Consider the following 15,689-nt stretch of genomic DNA (forward strand, 5'->3'; position numbering starts at 1 on the left):
TCAGTGCGCCCGCCGGATCGCCGCGTCCCGGAACCAGCGCCGCAGCAGGCCGTGGCGTGGCGAGAACACCAGCGCCAGCAGGAACAGCGTCGAGGCCACCACCACGATGCTGCCACCGGAGGCGAGGTTGAAATAGTAGGCCAGGTACAGGCCGATGATCGCCGAGAACACGCCCACGCCGATGGCGATGGCGAGCATCACCGGCAGGCGGTCAGTGAGCAGATGCGCGGTGGCGCCAGGTGTGGCCAGCATTGCCACCACGAGGATGATGCCCACGGTCTCCAGGCTGGCCACGATGGTCAGCGTCAGCAGCAGAATGAGGCCGTAGTGAATGCGGCCCGAGTGGAACCCCAGCGCCCGCGTCTGCACCGGGTCGAAGGTGTAGAGCAGCAGCTCCTTGTAGAACAGCGTCACCGCCGCCACGGCGATCAGGCCCGCGATGATGGTCAGCAGCAGCGCCGCGGGCTGCACGCCCAGCACGTTGCCGAACAGGATATGCATCAGGTGGGTGCTGGAGGCGATCTGGCTGATGATGACCACGCCGATGGCGAACGCCGCCGTGAACATGACACCCATGGCGGCATCGGCCTTCAGCCGCGTGTGTCGCTCGATGGCGCCGATGCCCAGGGACGTCAGCGCGCCGGTAATGAAGGCGCCGATGAAAAAGGGCCAGCCCACCAGGTAGGCGATGGCCACGCCGGGCAGGACCGCGTGGGAGATGGCGTCGCCGAGCAGTGACCACCGCTTGAGCACGATGAAGCACGACAGCATCCCGCAGGTCGCCCCCACCACGATGGCGGTGAGCAGGGCGCGTTGCATGAACGCGTACTGGAACGGCGCGGCGATGCTCTCCGGGAGCAGGCCCACCACTCCCATGAGCCCGCTCAGGAGTGCGTCGACCACGATGCGGCTGAATGCCTCGAATTCCTCCACCATGGCGATCAGACCTCCTCCTCGTCAGTGGCGGGCGTCTGGGTCAGCCAGTTGGCGGTGGCGGTGCGGGTGAGCATGTCGTCGCGCAGCATCTCTGCCGGCGGGCCCATGTCGATCACCGAGCGATTCAGCAACAGCACCTGATCGGCGTATCGGGTCGTATTCACCAGATCGTGGGTCACCATGACGATGGTCTGCCCCTGCTCCCGCTGCCGGCGCAGTACGTCCAGGATCAGGCGGCGGCTGTCCTTGTCCAGGCCCACCAGCGGCTCGTCCAGCAGCACCAGCGGCGCCTCCTGGGTGAGCATGCGCGCCAGCAGCACGCGCTTTTTCTGCCCGCCCGAGAGCTGGCCGATGGGGCGCCGGGCCAGGTGGTCCATGCGCACTTCGGCCAGGGCGCGGGCACAGATCTCCCGGTGGCGGCTGGCGCTCAGCCGCGCCGGCAGGCAGCGACGCCACAGGGCGTCCCGACGCATGTGCCCGTAGCGACCGGTCATGACCGTGTCCCAGACGGAGATGGGGAAATCCCACTCCAGGTGCTCGTGCTGGGGCATGTACGCCACTTCGCTGCGGCGCCGGCACGCCTCCGGGTCGCCACCGAACAGCCGCACCTCGCCACGCACCGGTGTCAGTGACCCGGCCAGGATGGTCAGCAGCGTGGTCTTGCCGGAGCCGTTCGGGCCGATGACCGAATGCCATCGTCCGGCGTCCAGCTCGAACGAGACGTTGCTCAGCACCGGCGCACCGTCGTAGGCCGCGGTGAGCCCTGACACCGACACGGCACTGGCGGGCGTCGGGGAGGACGGATGGGAGGCGGGGTTCGTCACCATGGCGGTCAGGGTGCGAGCCGGTCCGCGAGCATGCGCGCATTGTGGCGCAGCATGGTGGCGTAATCGGGCGCATCGCCGTCGGCCGCGCTCAGGGAGTCCACGTACAGGGGCCCGTGGTAGGGCACGCCGGTATCACCCGAGATGCTGCGGACGTGGCGGTCGGAGATGGTGCTCTCCCAGAACAGCGCCTGCGGCTGGCGTTCCAGGATGACGTCGGTGACCCGGGCCACCTGCCGCGGTGTGCCTTCCTCCTCGGAGTTGGTGCCCCAGATGCCGTCGTGATGGAAGTCGAACGCGTCGGCGAAGTAGAGGAAGGCGGCCTCGCTGGTGATCAGGGTGCGGTGATCATCGGGGATGACCGCCAGGATTGTCTGGATCTCGTCGTAAAGGGCGTCCATCTCCTCGGCGAACGCGTCGGCCCGGGACTGGAACCGCTCGGCGTGTTCCGGGGCCCGCTCGCCCAGGGCGTCGGCGATGGCCTGCCCGTATGCGGCGGCGGCGCGTGGGTCCATCCACAGGTGTGGGTCCGGATCCCCTTCCAGGTCGCCGGTAACGATGCCCAGGGTCTCCCGGCCGCTCTCCTCGGCGACCGGCACCAGCGGGGTGTCGTCCTGGACCGTGGCGCGGACCTGACCCATCCACTGCTCCAGGTTATAGCCGTTATAGAGGACCACGTCGGCCTCTTCCAGGGCCGCGAAGTTGCGGGCGTTGAGCTCCCATTCGTGCACTTCGGCACCGACCGGCGTGAGGCTGGTGAGCGCGATGGCGTCACCGCCGATGCGCTTGGTGATATCCGCGAGAATCGAGAACGTTGCAACCACCTTCAGGCGGTCATCGTCGGCGGCGTGTGCCGGGGTCGCGGCAATCAGCAGACTGAGCAGCACGGCAGTGAGCAGGGGACGCATGGGTCTTCCTTTAGATTGAGTCTAATTCTCACTCATTATGACAGGCACACGCGTCCGGAAGTCAATCTGTCGGGTGTCACCGGGTCAGCACTTCCTCGTCGCCCGGCATGCCGATTCCCCGCCGGAGCAGCAGTGTGCCGCTCTGCCGATGGAGTTCGGTGACGGCCTGGCGCCAGGAGATGGCGGCCTCCACTTCCTCGAGTTGGCTCTCCAGCAGGTCGCGCTGAGCCTGCGCGACCACCAGTGCGGTGGTTTCGCCCACCTCGAAGCGGGCCTGCTCGGCGCGCAGGACTTCCTCCTGCAGGCGCCGGGTGACGGCCACGGCGTCCACCTGCTCGCGGGTGCGCTCCACCTCCAGCCAGGCATTGCGCACGTCCAGGTCCACCAGCTGGCGCAGGTTGGCCACCGCTTCGCCGGCCTGTTCGCGGTTGAACAGGGCGCGATCCTGTTGGGCCTCCTCCGCCCGGCGGAACACCGGCGTCTCCACCTGGATGCCGGCGCGGAAGTCGTAGCCCGGCCCGTCCACGTCGCGCCAGGAGTCACCGAAGCTGTCGGCGTACCCGGTCTTGCCGAGGGTGACGAAGAAATCCAGCCGCGGCAGCATGCCGTCTCGGGTGCGTACCACTTCCAGCTCGCCGCGCCGGATCTGCAGGCGCGCTTCGTTGAGGTCCGGGCGCAGGCCGCGGCCCAGCTGGACGTGGTCGCGGACCTCGCCGAGCGGGAGGGGGATCACGTCCGGTTCGTCCTGTGCCTCCAGCGTCGTGTCCCAGGTGGCGCCGGGCGGGTTCATGAGGCGTAGCAGCGACAGGCGCGCGCTCTCCCGCTGGCTGCGGACATCGATCAGGCCCTGGCGGCGCAGGGCCACCTCCGCCTGCGCGGCGGTCTCGTCCGTCTCGGGCCGGTCGCCCACGCTGATGCGTCGCCGGGTCTCCTCCAGCTGCTGCTCCGCCACGTCCAGGGCCTCTTCGAAGATGGCCACCTGCTCGTCGGCCAGCACGTAGCCCCAGTAGGCGCTCTCCACCTCCGCCACCAGGGCCTCGGCAAAGCCGCGCAGCTCGTAGACGCTGGCGAGGGTGTCGATCTCCGCCTGGCGCAGGCTGGCCAGGTTGGAGTCGATGCGACCACCCTGGAGCAGGGCCTGGGTGAGGGTGACGCCGAGGCGGCTGGCGTACTGCTCCTCGACCCCGGACCGGTCGGCGCGGTCACTGCGCACGGACAGCTCCAGCTCGGTGCCGGTGGGCAGCGCCTGGCGCAGCCCGCCCTCGATCCGCTCGGTCTCGGTGCGCCGCTCCTCGGGGGGCTCATCCACCTCCTGGAATTGCTGCACGACGCGGTCGCGGCCGATGCTGATCTCGCCGAAGATCACCGGGTCGAACACGGCGCGCTCCACCGCTTCGAAGGTGCCGGCGATGGCGGGCTGCAGGCGCTCCGAGGCGAGTGAGCGATTGTTCTCCAGGGTGAGCAGCACGGCGTCTTCCACGGACAGGGACAGGGGCACGTCATCCACCGGCTCGGGGCCTGTCCAGTCCAGCGGCAGGGAGAGATCCAGCTCCGCGCCGGTCGCCTCCCGGGGGGGATCACGGTCCAGCTGTTCCACGGTCCCATCCGGCGCCGTAGTGTCCGGGTCTACCGGCCGGGTATCGATGTACTCCCGCGCGGCGTCGCCGGGCTGCTCCGCCGGCAGGGTGGGCGGGGCCAGGGCGGTTGTTGCGAGCAGGGCGACGGGCAGTGCGGCGGATAGCCTCATTGGCGATGCTCCCGGTGGAACAGGGTGTAGAGCACGGGGATTACGAACAGCGCGATGACGGTCGAGCTGAGCAGCCCGCCGATGACGGCCCGCGCCATGGGCGCCTGCGCTTCGCCACCTTCACCGACCCCCAGGGCCAGGGGCAGCAGCGCGAGTATGGTGGTCAACGAGGTCATGAGAATCGGCCGCAGGCGCCGCCGGGCCGCCTCCCGCACCGCGGCGCCCACGGCGAAGCCGTCGTGGGCACGCAGGCGCGCGCTCTGGTCCACCAGCAGGATGGCGTTGTTCACGGCGATGCCCACCAGCATGATGCAGCCGATCAGCGACTGGGTGTTCAGGGTGGTGCCGGTGGCGAGCAGCAGGCCCACCACGCCGATGGCGGCCATGGGGACGGCGCCCATGACGATCAGCGGGTCCCGGAAGGACTCGTACAGGCTCGCCAGTACCATGTAGACGAGCGCGATGGCCAGCAGCATGGACAGGCCGAGTTCGGAGAAGGCCGCCTCCTGCTCCTCGTAATCGCCGGCGAAGGTGATGTCGACCCCGCGGGGCAGCGGCATGTCCGCCAGTGCCGCCCGCGCGTCCGCCACCACCGACCCCAGGTCGCGTTCCGAGACATTGGCGGAGACGGTATTCAGGCGCTGCTGTTCCTTGCGGAAGATCTGGATCGGCCCCTCGGCGGATTCCAGGGTGACGACGTTGCGCAGGGCGATATTGTCGCCGTCGAGGCCGGGAATGGTCAGCGCCAGCAGGTCGTCGGTGCTCATGCGCCGCGCGTCCTGGAGCTGGACCCGGATCGGGTGTTCGCTGCCGCCGTCGCGGAATTGACCCGTGGTGCTGCCGCCCAGGGCGGTCTCCACCGTGCGGGCCACGCGGCCGACGCTGAGGCCCAGGTCCGCCGCGCGCTCGCGGTTCACCCGCACCAGCTCCTGGGGCGTGCCGTCCTCCCGGGCGAGGGCGATGTCGGTGATACCGGGCACATCCTCCAGCCGGTCGGCCACCTCACGGGCCACGGCGTCCAGGGTCTCCAGCTCGAAGCCCTGGATGTCGATTTCGAGCTGTTCCTCGCCGCCACCACCGAGACGGCGGAACACCATGCCCTGGCTGGCGCGCACACGCACCGTGGCGCCGGCGGTGTCCGTGAGACGGCGGCGCAGGTCATTGGCGATGTCCTCACTGCTGCGGTCGCGCTCGGCCCTTGGTACGAGGCTCATGGTGATGTCCGCCCGCGCCGGCGAGCTGGCACGGAAGGTCGAGGAGCCCACGCTGACGACGCTGTTCTGCAGCTCGGGGACGGCGGCGCCGATGATCGCCTCGGCCCGCTGGACCTGTTCGTCGATGACGTCCAGCCGGGTCCCGGGCTCCATCTCGAAGGTCACACGTACCTCGCCGTCGTCGGTGGCGGGCATGAACTCCGTACCAAGGCGGGGTACCACGGCGATGGCCGCAACGAACAGGATCACGGCGCCGAGCAGCACGGCGGCGCGGTTGCCGAGCACCCATTCCAGGGCGCGCAGGTAACCGCGCTCGAGTCCACGAATCAGGCGCCCGCAGCCGTTGGCCAGCGGCGTGAAAAAGCCCGGCGCCGCCGCGCGCTCCACGGTCGGGCGCGCCATGAGCATGGGGACCAGAGTCAGGGCCACCAGCAGCGAGCAGAACAGCGCGAATGCCACCACGTAGGCGAGCTGCCGGAACAGCACGCCAGCCAGCTCCTGGGCGAAGAACATGGGCAGGAAAATGGCCAGGGTGGTCAGCGTGCTGGCGATGATGGCCGCGGCCACATCGCCGGTGCCGGCCACCGCCGCCACGTTCTGATCCTCGCCCAGATCGCGGCGGCGGCGCGTGATGTTTTCGATGACCACGATGGCGTTGTCCACCATCAGGCCGACCCCCAGCGCCAGCCCGCCCAGGGTCATGAGGTTCAGGGTGAAACCGCCGAAGTAGATCAGCGCGAAGGTCGCGATCACCGATACCGGGATGGCGGTGGCCGCCACCAGCGTGGACGGGATGTTGCGCAGGAAGAACAGCAGCACCAGGACCGCCAGGCTGCCGCCGTAGAGGATGGAGCGGCTGACGTTGTCGATGGAGCGCTGGATGAACGCCGCGTTGTCCACCGCCGGCACGATCTGGAGTTGCGGATAGTCCCGCGCGAGGCGCTCGATCTCGGCGTTGACGTTGCGCGCCACTTCCACGGTGTTGGCGTCCGACTGCTTGCGCACCGCGAGCCGCAGGCCGGGGTCGTCGTTGATGCGGATGATGCGCGTCACCCGCTGGTGGGTGTCCTGCACGTCCGCCACCTGCCCGATGGTGACCGGGGCGCCGTTGCGCACGTCGATCACCGTTGTGGCGATGTCGTCCAGCGTGCGGAATTCCCCGGGCGTGCGCACCCGCACCTCGAACAGGCCGTCCATGATGTCGCCGCCGGGGACGATCACGTTGGCGTCACGGATGGCATCGCGCACGTCCTGGAGATCCAGCCCCAGCGCCTGCATCCGCTGCGGCTGCACGTCCACCCGGATCTCCCGCTCCAGGCCGCCCCAGACATCCACCGCGGCCACCCCGCTCTGGCGCTCCAGCCGCGGCCGGATGCGGTCGTCCACGAGCTGGCGCAGCTCGATGGGGTCGAGTGGTGCGGCAACGCCGATCAGCAGAATGGGGGTGTCGGCGGCGTCGAACTTGCGCACCCGTGGCCGGTCGGCGTCGTCGGGCAGCGCGCCGATGATGCGCTCCAGGCGGTCGCGGATGTCGTTGGACGCCTCCTCCAGGTTGGTGCCCCAGCCAAAGGCGATGCGGACGTTGCTGCTCCCCTCCGTGGAGGTGGAACTGATCTCCTCGACGCCCTCCACGGCGCCGACCGCCTCTTCCACGGGCCGGGTGATGAGCTGCTCCACTTCCTCCGGCCCGGCGTTGGGGTATTCGGTGGTGACCGTGATGGTGGGGTAGGTGATGTCCGGCAGCAGGTCGATGGGCAACCGGCTCAGGGCCATGAGGCCGATGGTCACGCTGATCAGCGTGACCATGAGTGTCAGAACCGGCCGCCGAACCGTGAACCCGGCCAGGTTCACGGCGTGCGCTCCGCGGTCACGGCCGGTTCGTCGGTGACCTGCACGGGGGTGCCGTCGGTCAGCAGGTGGCGGCCCAGGGTGACCACGCGGCCGTCCAGGTCCGGGTCACGCACTTCCACCCACTCGCCGTCGCGCACGCCGGTAGTGACCTCCACGAACCGGGCACGGTAGCGGTCGTCGTCGCGCTCCAGGCGAAAGACGCCCCGCGTTCCGTTGCGCTCCAGCAGCGCGCCTGCCGGCACGGTGGTGACCTGCTCGCGCGCGCCGGTGATGACCCGGGCATCCACGAACATGCCCGGACGCAGGCGGTGGTCGGGGTTCGGGATCTCGATCTCGATGCGCGCCTGCCGGGAGTCTTCACGGAACACCGGCGCGATGCGCGCGATCCGGCCCTCGAACGTCTCGTCCGGGTGGGCGTCGCTGCGCAGCAGCACGGTCTGACCACGCTGGAGCGTGGCGTACTCCCGCTCCGTGGCGAACACCACACCGCGCAGGGGATCGAGGTCCACCAGCGTGAGAATCGGTTCGTTTGCCTGGACGATGGAGCCGGGGTCGGCGAGCCGTTCGGCGACCAGCCGCGTGGCGCCGTCGGCGACCCGGTCCGCGCGGATGCGGGAGTAACCCAGGCGGATCTCCGCGGCGCGCACGGCAGCCTCGCGCTGGCTGACCTGAGCCTGGGCCAGCTCCAGCCGGGCGCGCTCCGCCTGCAGCTCCGTCTCTGCCGCCTCCAGTTCCGATTCCGAGGCGACGCGCTGTTCACGCAGCTCCCGGGTTCGATTCAGGCGTCGCTCGGCCGCGTTGCGCGCCGCTTCCGCCTCGTTGGTGCTGGCCCTGGCGACCAGCAGCTCGGCGCGGACCTGTGCCAGTTCCTGGCGCACCTCCTCGTCATCCAGTTCGGCGAGAATCTCGCCCGACTCCACCACGTCGCCGAGATCCACGTGCAGATAATCCAGCCGCCCCGTGATCCGGGGCGCGATGCCCACCTGGGTGGCGGCCATGAGGGAGCCGCTGAAACGGGCGCGCTGGGTGAGGTCACGCTGCTCCACCTGAACGGCTTCCACGGGCACGCCCCGGGGTTCGCCCGAGGGGCGCGAGGGGGTGTCGTCGTCACCGGTAAACCAGATCAGCGCGCCCAGCGCGAGACCGAGCGCGAGCACGACGCTCACGGATCCGTATTGCTTCATTGGCCACCCATGCCTGCGGAATCGCCGCCATCGTGCGGGAGGGGATTATCGGGTCCTGCGCGGCCCGTCACGGGCGGACCGGCCATGCTCGCGCTTTTGACCGCGCTGGCGCGCCTGCGTTCAGCCGCTGGCCGCGCCCCTGCGGTGTTCAGGCGTTGAACTTGCGCGCCAGTGCCTCGAGCTTCTGCTGTTTGCGCTCCTCGGCCGACGGCTTGCGTGGCTTGGCGGCCTTGGCGTGCTGTTTGCGTTTGGCGGCGCGGCGCTTCTTTTGTTCGTCCCGCCGTTCCTGGGCGTAGCGGACCGCCTCATCGCTCACCTCCCCGGCGTCGCTGCCGTCGAGGTGAATGCGGTTGCGGCGGGCGATGGTGGCGTCCAGGTAGGCTGGCGAGCGCGTGTAGAGGGCAAGTGCCTGGCGCACCAGCCACCCCGGCGTTTCCTCGGTCTCGGGGTTGCGGGCCAGGGCATCGCGCAGCGACTTCTGAATACCGATGGCCAGGGGGCGAATCTGTTCGCGGTCCCTGGTGAAGCAGGCGGGGAACTGTTCCATGAGCTGGTCAAGGAACGCGCGCGTCCGCTCGGCCCGCTGCCGTTTCTGGGTCTCACTGGTCGCCATGCGTCCGTCCTGTTGCCTGGGGCTGCCCTGCCAGCAGGGCGCGCTCCCGATGCGCCCGTTGACTGACGTACACTGCTACTGGCAGGTATGCTACTAACCTTCTCAGGCGTATTGCCAGTGCGCAAGTCACGCGCTGCAACGCGGCCCTGGTTCATGTTCCACGATTTCCCGGTGGCCCGGACGATTTCCCGATGATTCCCCTGCTCGTGCTCGGCGCCATTATCCTCGTCGCCGCCGGTGTGCCCGGGCTCTGGGTGCGCCGCGTGATGGGGCGCTACCGGACGCCCGGAGACCGTTACCGGATGACCGGCGCGGAGCTTGCCCGCGATCTGCTGCGGCGCCTGGAGCTGCCGCACGTGGAGGTCGAGCAGACCACGCAGGGTGACCATTATGATCCGCTGCGACGCCGGATCGGTCTGAGCAGGGAGAACTACGAGGGGCGGTCGCTGACCGCGGTGACCGTCGCGGCCCACGAGGTCGGGCACGCCGTTCAGGACGCCATCGGCTATCGGCCCCTGCACTGGCGCACGCGCATGGTGCGCTGGGCCACCGCGGGGCAGCGCGTGGGCGCCGGGCTGCTGCTCGGGCTGCCGCTGATTCTGGCGGTAAGCCGGTCACCGGCCCTGCTGTTGCCGGCCGCGGCACTGGGGGTGGCGGGGCTGGCCACGGGGGTGCTGGTCCACCTGGTGACGCTGCCAACGGAGTTCGATGCCAGCTTCCGCCGCGCCATGCCGCTGCTGGAAGCCGGGTACCTGCACCCCGAGGATCGCCCCCACGCGCGGCGGATTCTGCAGGCCGCCGCGCTCACCTACGTGGCCGCCGCCGCCATGAGTCTGCTGAATGTCTGGCTGTGGCTGCGGCTGCTGCGCCCCTGACCGGGCGCAGGCCGGGGGCATGACCACGACACCCGGGGAGCGGATTGGTATGCTTGGCGCCCATGACCCTGTCACGGGAGGGTGTTGACCGTGGTACACGAGACGACGCGAATCGAGACCGTCACCGGCGACATCACGCAGCAGGATGACCTGGACGCCGTGGTGAATGCCGCCAACGCCCAATTGATGCCCGGCGGAGGGGTGGCCGGGGCGATTCACCGTGCGGCGGGCGAGGAGCTGGTGGCCGCATGTCGCCCACTTGCGCCGATCTCACCCGGTCAGGCGGTGGTGACACCCGCATTCAACATGCCCAACCGCTGGATCATCCACTGCCTGGGCCCGCGCTTCGGTATCGACGAACCGGCCGATACGCTGCTGGCGGACTGCTATCGGAATGCCCTGCAATTGACCGCGCAATATGGTATTCAGTCCGTGGGGTTTCCGGCCTTGTCCACGGGCGCGTTCGGCTATCCGTTCCGGGACGCTGCCAGAGTGGCCGTTCAGGGAGTGGACGATGCGTTGGAGACGTTGGGTGAGCCACCGCGGCTGGTCCGCTTCGTGTTCTTCTCCGAAGCCGACCGGCACGCCTTCGATGATGTATTGAAAACGGGGTGACTGGATGACGCGTCACGACGCCTGGACCATTCTCACTGTGGATGAGCGCCGTTTCCTGCGCGAACTGTTTGCCGAGTCCCGCCGCCGCGGCGATGACACCACGACGGAGGAGCGCGTCGTGATCGAGGCGGATTCCGGGCAGAGCGGGTTCGTGCAGCGGCTGCTGGCCTCCGGGCGGCTGCGCCTGATCGTCGATGGTGACGGTGAGACCCTCCAGTACTCGCTGGACGTGGACCCCGACAGCCTGGCCTCACGCGAACTCAAGCTGCGGGCCCGGTATCCCGTTCTCGTGGACCGTCGGGGTCGCGCCCGCAGCCTGCGGGTTCGGCCCGGTAACGGTGAAGTCCGTGTCCGCGACCATGGCGGGCGGCTGCAACAGGCCGATGTGGTGGATATCTCCACAAGCGGCGTTTTCCTCCAGGGCGAGGAGGCGAAAGAGGTGTCCAGCGGGGCCAGCCTGTCCGGGCTGCACCTGCAACTGCCCAACCACGACGGTGTCCGTGTCGGCGGGCGCGTGGTGCGTGTGCGGCGCTCGGGTGACCGGGTGGGTGTGGCCATGGCGTTCGACCGCCGGGACATGGACCGGGACAGCCGCAGTGCCCTGCGGGAGTACGTGTTCGAGCGTTACCAGCAACGCTCTGCCTGACCCGCCGGACGGTGCCCCCTTGGGGGCCCGGGCTGCTACAATCCGTTCCCGATTTCCGCATTGCATCGAGTGGACTTTTCCCAATGGCTTACGTACAGGCGTTCGGCACCGTCATAGGCGGCTACTTCCGACAGCTGGGAGTGCTGCGCGCGGCGCTCATCGTGGGGTCGGTGATCGTCATGGTCATGGCCCCCGCCGGTGATGCGCAAACCGTCTACGAAGGCATGGGGTTCGTGGAGACGGTGGTCATGCCGACGCTGGCGCCGCTGTTCCTGGTGGGCCTGCTGCTGGATGCCCTCATGTCCCGGGTCTGGATGAGCGACAACACGCCTGACGAGGTGGCCCGGCTGCGTCTCATCATCCGCTCCGAGCTGCTCGTGTCACTGGTGCTGGTGATCGCCTATGCGCCGTTCTTCATGAGCCTTGCGGCCTGATCATCCCCCTGCCGTCCACATGGCGAGCAGGCTGAGGGAGACGGCGCAGAGACCGAGCATCCATGCCGTGTATCCCAGGTTCCAGCGGGTAATGCGGGTGCCGTCGACGCCGTAGCGCCCCTGGAATGCGAGAGTCAGCCCGGACAGGGGGCTGACACAGACGCCAAGGGCCCAGCCTGCCAGGAAGGTGGCGGCGAGCAGGCTGTGATCCGGGTTCAGCGGCTCCAGCATGGTGCCGAATGTGGCCACGCTGATCACCGGGTGCACGCCCACCATCGCCAGCCCGATCATGGCCACCAGCGTCAGCCACGCCTCCAGCCCGCCGAACGCCTGGAACGGGAGCCAGTCCCCGGTGGTTGCCAGCACGCTGCCCAGCCCCGCGGCGAGAACGCCAGCCGCCAGGAACAGCGACAGCTCGTTGCCCATGCCCGGCAGGTTTTCCTCCACCTGCTGCTTCAGCGCCCGACGGCCTGAGCGGCCCCGGGGGATCAGGGCCGCCATGGTGATCATGGGCCCCAGCAGCGTGATCAGGGCGATGACCGAGACCTCCGGGTAGAAGGCGTGGACCACCAGCACGGTGACCGCCAGAAGACCGGGCAGCGCCAGGCTGTCGTAACGGATGGGGTAACCCTGGAACCGGTGGTCCACCTTGCGCCCTTCCAGGAGATAGGTGCCCAGCAGCGCTGCCGTGGCCAGAGGCAGCCCGGTTGCGATCAGGTGGCCGACGTTGGCGTCCGGCGCGAATGCCAGTGCCGCGGCCATGGACGCGAAGAAGGGCGACCAGAATGCTGCAACGGAGAAGCTGCGGGTGAGCAGAATGGTGAGCCGGCGGTCCATGCCCTGTTCCCGGGTCAGGCGGTCGCCGACGATGAACACCGTGGACAGGTTGATGACCGAGCCGAAGAGCTGCACCCCGACCTGCGTGTTGCGATAGGCGGAGGGGCCCGTGGGCAGCGTGGTGTCGCTTGCGCGACGGGGCATGGCCACGAGCTGCAGGAAGCTGACGCCGATCAGCAGCGAGATCAGGCCGGTATTCGCGGCGACGGCGCGCTGCCACTGGATGGCCTCGCCCTGGAACAGCCCCCAGAGCATGCCGCCTGCACCGAGTGTCATCAGCACGCCGCTCTGCCAGCGCGAACGCCGGGCGATATCCGGCAGCATCAGCAGGCACGCTGCCCAGGCCGTGATGCCGGCAGCGATCCGCCAGTCCGCCGGCGTCATGGCCGTGACCACCGTGAACAGTGCGGTACCGGCCAGCAGCCAGCCGGCAACGCGACGGCGGGCAGCAGGTTGGGGGTGTGAAACGGACATGAGGGCTCCAGTTGCCGCGGCGATTATACCGCCGGTGGCACCGCCCGTGGGGCTCGTGGACAATAGCGCCACTACTGATCGATCGGGGAATGTCGATGCTGCTTGATACCGCAACACTGGACGGCTACGCGTCCGATCTCGCATCAAACCTGAAAGAGGGCGATTTGCCCGCGGCGCTGAAGGCGTCAGGCAACGTCTCCACACTGCGGGCGGCGTCCGTGCTGATGGAAGCGCCCAGAGGGACCGTGGTGCCGTTCTTCCGCCTCGCCGGATGGGAGAAGGCGGCGAGCCTGGCGACCTATCTCCCGCGGGAGTTCACTGCCCGGCTGCTCGGCGAAATGGAGGATGACGAGGCGCGGCTGCTCATCGCGGGGATGCCCTATCACGTCATCGCCGACGTGCTCGATGTGCTGCCCGAGGACGAGCGCCAGGCCATCAAGCAGGGGCTGGATGCGGATGTGTTGCGACAGGTGGAGACCATCGCCGCCTACCCCGACGACAGTGCCGGTTCGATCATGAGCCCCTATTACCTGGCGGTCCCGGAGCACGCCAGTGCCCACGAGGCGGTGGACGCGGTGCGTTATGCGCCCGCCGACGTGGAACGGGGGGCATACATCTACGTGGTGGATGCCGAGCGCCGCCCGGTGGGCGTGGTGTCCCTGCGCGACCTGACCCTGGCGCGGGCCCGCGACGAGGTCAGCGACCTCATGACCCGCGATGTCATGGTGGCGCGTGTGGACGACGCGGCCATGGATGCCGCGCGGCGTGTGCGCAGCCGCCGCCTGAAACTGCTGCCCGTGGTGGACGGCGACAGCCGCCTTGTTGGCGTGATTACCATCAACCAGGCCATGGACCTGCTGGCGCACGAAGCGGTGGACGAGGTCGCCCAGATTCACGCCGTCTCGGTGGACGAGACCTTCTTCACGCCGCCGGCCGAAGCGGTGCGACGGCGGTTGCCGTGGATGGCGGCGAACATCTTTCTGAACCTCGGGGCGGTGGTGGTCATCACCTCGTTCGAGGAGACCCTGGTGCAGGTGGCCATACTCGCCGCCTTCCTGCCCATGATCACCGACATGGGCGGGAATGTCGGCATCCAGGCACTGTCGGTGTCCATCCGCAGTATTGCCCTGGGGGAGGTGCGCCTGCGGGACTTCTGGCTCGCGGTGCGCAAGGAGCTGTTCATCGGCATCTGCAATGGCATCGCCCTGGGGGCCCTGTTCACGGTGGTCGCCTACGTCATGCAGGGCAGCCTGGTGCTCGGGCTCGTGGCCGGGACGGCCCTGGCGGTGAACGTGCTGGTGGCCGGTGTGGTCGGCGGGACCATTCCGTTCCTGATCAAGCGCATCGGCCGCGACCCCGCCATGATGACCGGTCCCGTGCTGACAACCATCACCGACATCACCGGGGTGTCCATTTACCTGGGGCTGTGCACCGTGTTCCTCACCTCGCTGCTGGCCGGAGGCTGAATGGATACCGTCTCTCATCTGCTGCTCGGTGGCGCCATCGGGCAGCTTGCCCTCGGCCGCCGCGTCGGCAACGTGGCGGTGGCCTGGGGCGCCGCGGTGGCCCTGGTGCCGGATGTGGACGTGCCCATCGGCGAACTGATGGGCGACGCCGCTGCGCTGACCTTCCACCGTGGCATCACCCATTCGCTGCTCTTCGTCACGTTGCTGGCGCCGTTGCTCGGCTGGCTGCTGGCGCGTATCCACCGAAGCCGCGGCGTGGGCTGGCAGGGGTGGTCGCTGATGGTCTGGCTGGTGTTGCTGAGCCATCTGGTCATTGACGCCTTCACGTCCTACGGCATTCAGCTGTTCCTGCCGTTCAGCGACCACGCGGTGGCCCTCGCCAGCATCTCGGTGATCGATCCGCTCTATACCCTACCGCTCCTGCTCACGGTGCCGGCGCTGGTGTTCTTCCGCGAGCACTCCCGCTGGCGGAGCCTGCTCGCCTGGGTGGGCGTGGCGCTGTCCAGTGCCTACCTGGCGTTCACGCTCGCCCACAAGTGGTGGGTGACCACCGTGTTCGAGACGGGGCTCGAGCGTGCCGGGATCGAGCACGAGCGCCTGTTCGTCAAGCCCACGGTGTTCAACAACGTGCTCTGGCGGGGTATCGCCGAGGTCGACGACGGCTACTGGGTCGGCTTTCATTCGCGGCTGGACGACGGTCCGCCGGAGACGTTCATTCACTTCGAGCGGCGCGCGGACTTGCTGGCGCCCTATCGTGACGCCCCCGTGGTTCAGGATCTGCTGCAGGTCTCCGAGGGGTACTACCAGATGGCGGAGCAGGAGGGGGAGCTCCTGTTCCGGGATCTGCGCTATGGCCAGGCCTTCGAGTGGATCGGCGACGATCGGCCGCACGTGTTCACCTACCGGATCATTGCCCCCGACGGGCCGGACGACCCGGTGGATATCGAGACCCTGAGCCTGGACGTGGAGGGCGACCGGGATCGCGCCACCGCCAGGGCCCTTTGGGAGCGCCTGCAGGGGAAGGACTGAGGTGCGCCTGCAGTCTTGACCCCGGGGCGGGTCGCG

At 68.8% G+C, this 15,689-nt stretch carries 14 protein-coding genes; 6 read left to right on the top strand and 8 right to left on the bottom strand.

The annotated features are described in order from the left end of the window. The 7 genes from BMZ02_RS15605 to BMZ02_RS15635 all read right to left on the bottom strand — a co-directional run bounded on the left by BMZ02_RS15605 (position 1) and on the right by BMZ02_RS15635 (position 9,277). Entirely contained in the window at positions 1-936 is a 936-nt protein-coding gene (locus BMZ02_RS15605) for a metal ABC transporter permease (protein ID WP_091645555.1), read from the bottom strand. A gap of 5 nt (positions 937-941) precedes the next feature. Then, positions 942-1,763 (bottom strand): metal ABC transporter ATP-binding protein, encoded by an 822-nt coding sequence (locus tag BMZ02_RS15610; protein ID WP_091645557.1) that lies wholly within the window; start codon positions 1,761-1,763, stop codon positions 942-944. Between the two features lie 5 nt (positions 1,764-1,768). Then, positions 1,769-2,668, bottom strand: a complete 900-nt coding sequence (locus BMZ02_RS15615; protein ID WP_091645559.1) for a metal ABC transporter solute-binding protein, Zn/Mn family — start codon at positions 2,666-2,668, stop codon at positions 1,769-1,771. A gap of 76 nt (positions 2,669-2,744) precedes the next feature. Then, positions 2,745-4,415, bottom strand: coding sequence for a TolC family protein (locus tag BMZ02_RS15620; RefSeq protein WP_091645561.1), 1,671 nt, complete (start codon positions 4,413-4,415; stop codon positions 2,745-2,747). After that, complete coding sequence (locus tag BMZ02_RS15625; protein WP_091645562.1) at positions 4,412-7,480, bottom strand: efflux RND transporter permease subunit; 3,069 nt, start codon at positions 7,478-7,480, stop codon at positions 4,412-4,414. The genes BMZ02_RS15620 and BMZ02_RS15625 overlap by 4 nt, the downstream gene beginning before the upstream one ends. After that, positions 7,477-8,664, bottom strand: coding sequence for an efflux RND transporter periplasmic adaptor subunit (locus BMZ02_RS15630; RefSeq protein WP_091645564.1), 1,188 nt, complete (start codon positions 8,662-8,664; stop codon positions 7,477-7,479). Before BMZ02_RS15630 ends, BMZ02_RS15625 begins: the two co-directional genes overlap by 4 nt. A gap of 148 nt (positions 8,665-8,812) precedes the next feature. After that, positions 8,813-9,277: a ProQ/FINO family protein gene (locus BMZ02_RS15635; RefSeq protein WP_091645566.1), complete on the bottom strand. Its 465-nt coding sequence runs from the start codon at positions 9,275-9,277 to the stop codon at positions 8,813-8,815. 191 nt (positions 9,278-9,468) lie between these two features. Between BMZ02_RS15635 and BMZ02_RS15640 the strand changes: the two genes are divergently transcribed. The 4 genes from BMZ02_RS15640 (at position 9,469) to BMZ02_RS15655 (ending at position 11,847) form a co-directional block, all read left to right on the top strand. Then, on the top strand, positions 9,469-10,152 hold the full coding sequence (locus BMZ02_RS15640; protein WP_091645567.1) for a zinc metallopeptidase: 684 nt from the start codon (positions 9,469-9,471) through the stop codon (positions 10,150-10,152). Positions 10,153-10,233: 81 nt separating this feature from the next. After that, positions 10,234-10,767: a macro domain-containing protein gene (locus BMZ02_RS15645; RefSeq protein WP_091645569.1), complete on the top strand. Its 534-nt coding sequence runs from the start codon at positions 10,234-10,236 to the stop codon at positions 10,765-10,767. A 4-nt stretch (positions 10,768-10,771) separates the two neighbouring features. Then, entirely contained in the window at positions 10,772-11,413 is a 642-nt protein-coding gene (locus BMZ02_RS15650) for a PilZ domain-containing protein (protein ID WP_091645570.1), read from the top strand. A gap of 83 nt (positions 11,414-11,496) precedes the next feature. Then, positions 11,497-11,847, top strand: a complete 351-nt coding sequence (locus tag BMZ02_RS15655) for a hypothetical protein (RefSeq protein WP_091645572.1) — start codon at positions 11,497-11,499, stop codon at positions 11,845-11,847. Here BMZ02_RS15655 and BMZ02_RS15660 read toward each other — a convergent pair whose 3' ends face one another. After that, positions 11,848-13,158: a hypothetical protein gene (locus BMZ02_RS15660; protein ID WP_091645574.1), complete on the bottom strand. Its 1,311-nt coding sequence runs from the start codon at positions 13,156-13,158 to the stop codon at positions 11,848-11,850. A 95-nt stretch (positions 13,159-13,253) separates the two neighbouring features. Here BMZ02_RS15660 and mgtE point away from each other — a divergent pair, with 95 nt between their 5' ends. Together mgtE and BMZ02_RS15670 are read left to right on the top strand one after the other, a co-directional pair. Next, entirely contained in the window at positions 13,254-14,624 is a 1,371-nt protein-coding gene (gene mgtE / locus BMZ02_RS15665; protein WP_171909955.1) for a magnesium transporter, read from the top strand. Continuing rightward, entirely contained in the window at positions 14,625-15,653 is a 1,029-nt protein-coding gene (locus tag BMZ02_RS15670) for a metal-dependent hydrolase (RefSeq protein WP_091645578.1), read from the top strand. It abuts the gene before it with no gap. Positions 15,654-15,689: the final 36 nt, after the last annotated feature.

Source organism: Aquisalimonas asiatica, from assembly GCF_900110585.1.
Taxonomy (GTDB): Bacteria; Pseudomonadota; Gammaproteobacteria; order Nitrococcales; family Aquisalimonadaceae; genus Aquisalimonas; species Aquisalimonas asiatica.

What these genes read in the sequence shown, in the direction of transcription:
- BMZ02_RS15620 (WP_091645561.1), bottom strand. Translation starts at nt 4,415, where the DNA reads ATGAGGCTATCCGCCGCACTGCCCGTCGCCCTGCTCGCAACAACCGCC.
- BMZ02_RS15605 (WP_091645555.1), bottom strand. Translation starts at nt 936, where the DNA reads ATGGTGGAGGAATTCGAGGCATTCAGCCGCATCGTGGTCGACGCACTC.
- BMZ02_RS15635 (WP_091645566.1), bottom strand. Translation starts at nt 9,277, where the DNA reads ATGGCGACCAGTGAGACCCAGAAACGGCAGCGGGCCGAGCGGACGCGC.
- BMZ02_RS15650 (WP_091645570.1), top strand. Translation starts at nt 10,772, where the DNA reads ATGACGCGTCACGACGCCTGGACCATTCTCACTGTGGATGAGCGCCGT.
- BMZ02_RS15610 (WP_091645557.1), bottom strand. Translation starts at nt 1,763, where the DNA reads ATGGTGACGAACCCCGCCTCCCATCCGTCCTCCCCGACGCCCGCCAGT.
- BMZ02_RS15630 (WP_091645564.1), bottom strand. Translation starts at nt 8,664, where the DNA reads ATGAAGCAATACGGATCCGTGAGCGTCGTGCTCGCGCTCGGTCTCGCG.
- BMZ02_RS15615 (WP_091645559.1), bottom strand. Translation starts at nt 2,668, where the DNA reads ATGCGTCCCCTGCTCACTGCCGTGCTGCTCAGTCTGCTGATTGCCGCG.
- BMZ02_RS15640 (WP_091645567.1), top strand. Translation starts at nt 9,469, where the DNA reads ATGATTCCCCTGCTCGTGCTCGGCGCCATTATCCTCGTCGCCGCCGGT.
- BMZ02_RS15670 (WP_091645578.1), top strand. Translation starts at nt 14,625, where the DNA reads ATGGATACCGTCTCTCATCTGCTGCTCGGTGGCGCCATCGGGCAGCTT.
- BMZ02_RS15660 (WP_091645574.1), bottom strand. Translation starts at nt 13,158, where the DNA reads ATGTCCGTTTCACACCCCCAACCTGCTGCCCGCCGTCGCGTTGCCGGC.
- BMZ02_RS15655 (WP_091645572.1), top strand. Translation starts at nt 11,497, where the DNA reads ATGGCTTACGTACAGGCGTTCGGCACCGTCATAGGCGGCTACTTCCGA.
- mgtE (WP_171909955.1), top strand. Translation starts at nt 13,254, where the DNA reads ATGCTGCTTGATACCGCAACACTGGACGGCTACGCGTCCGATCTCGCA.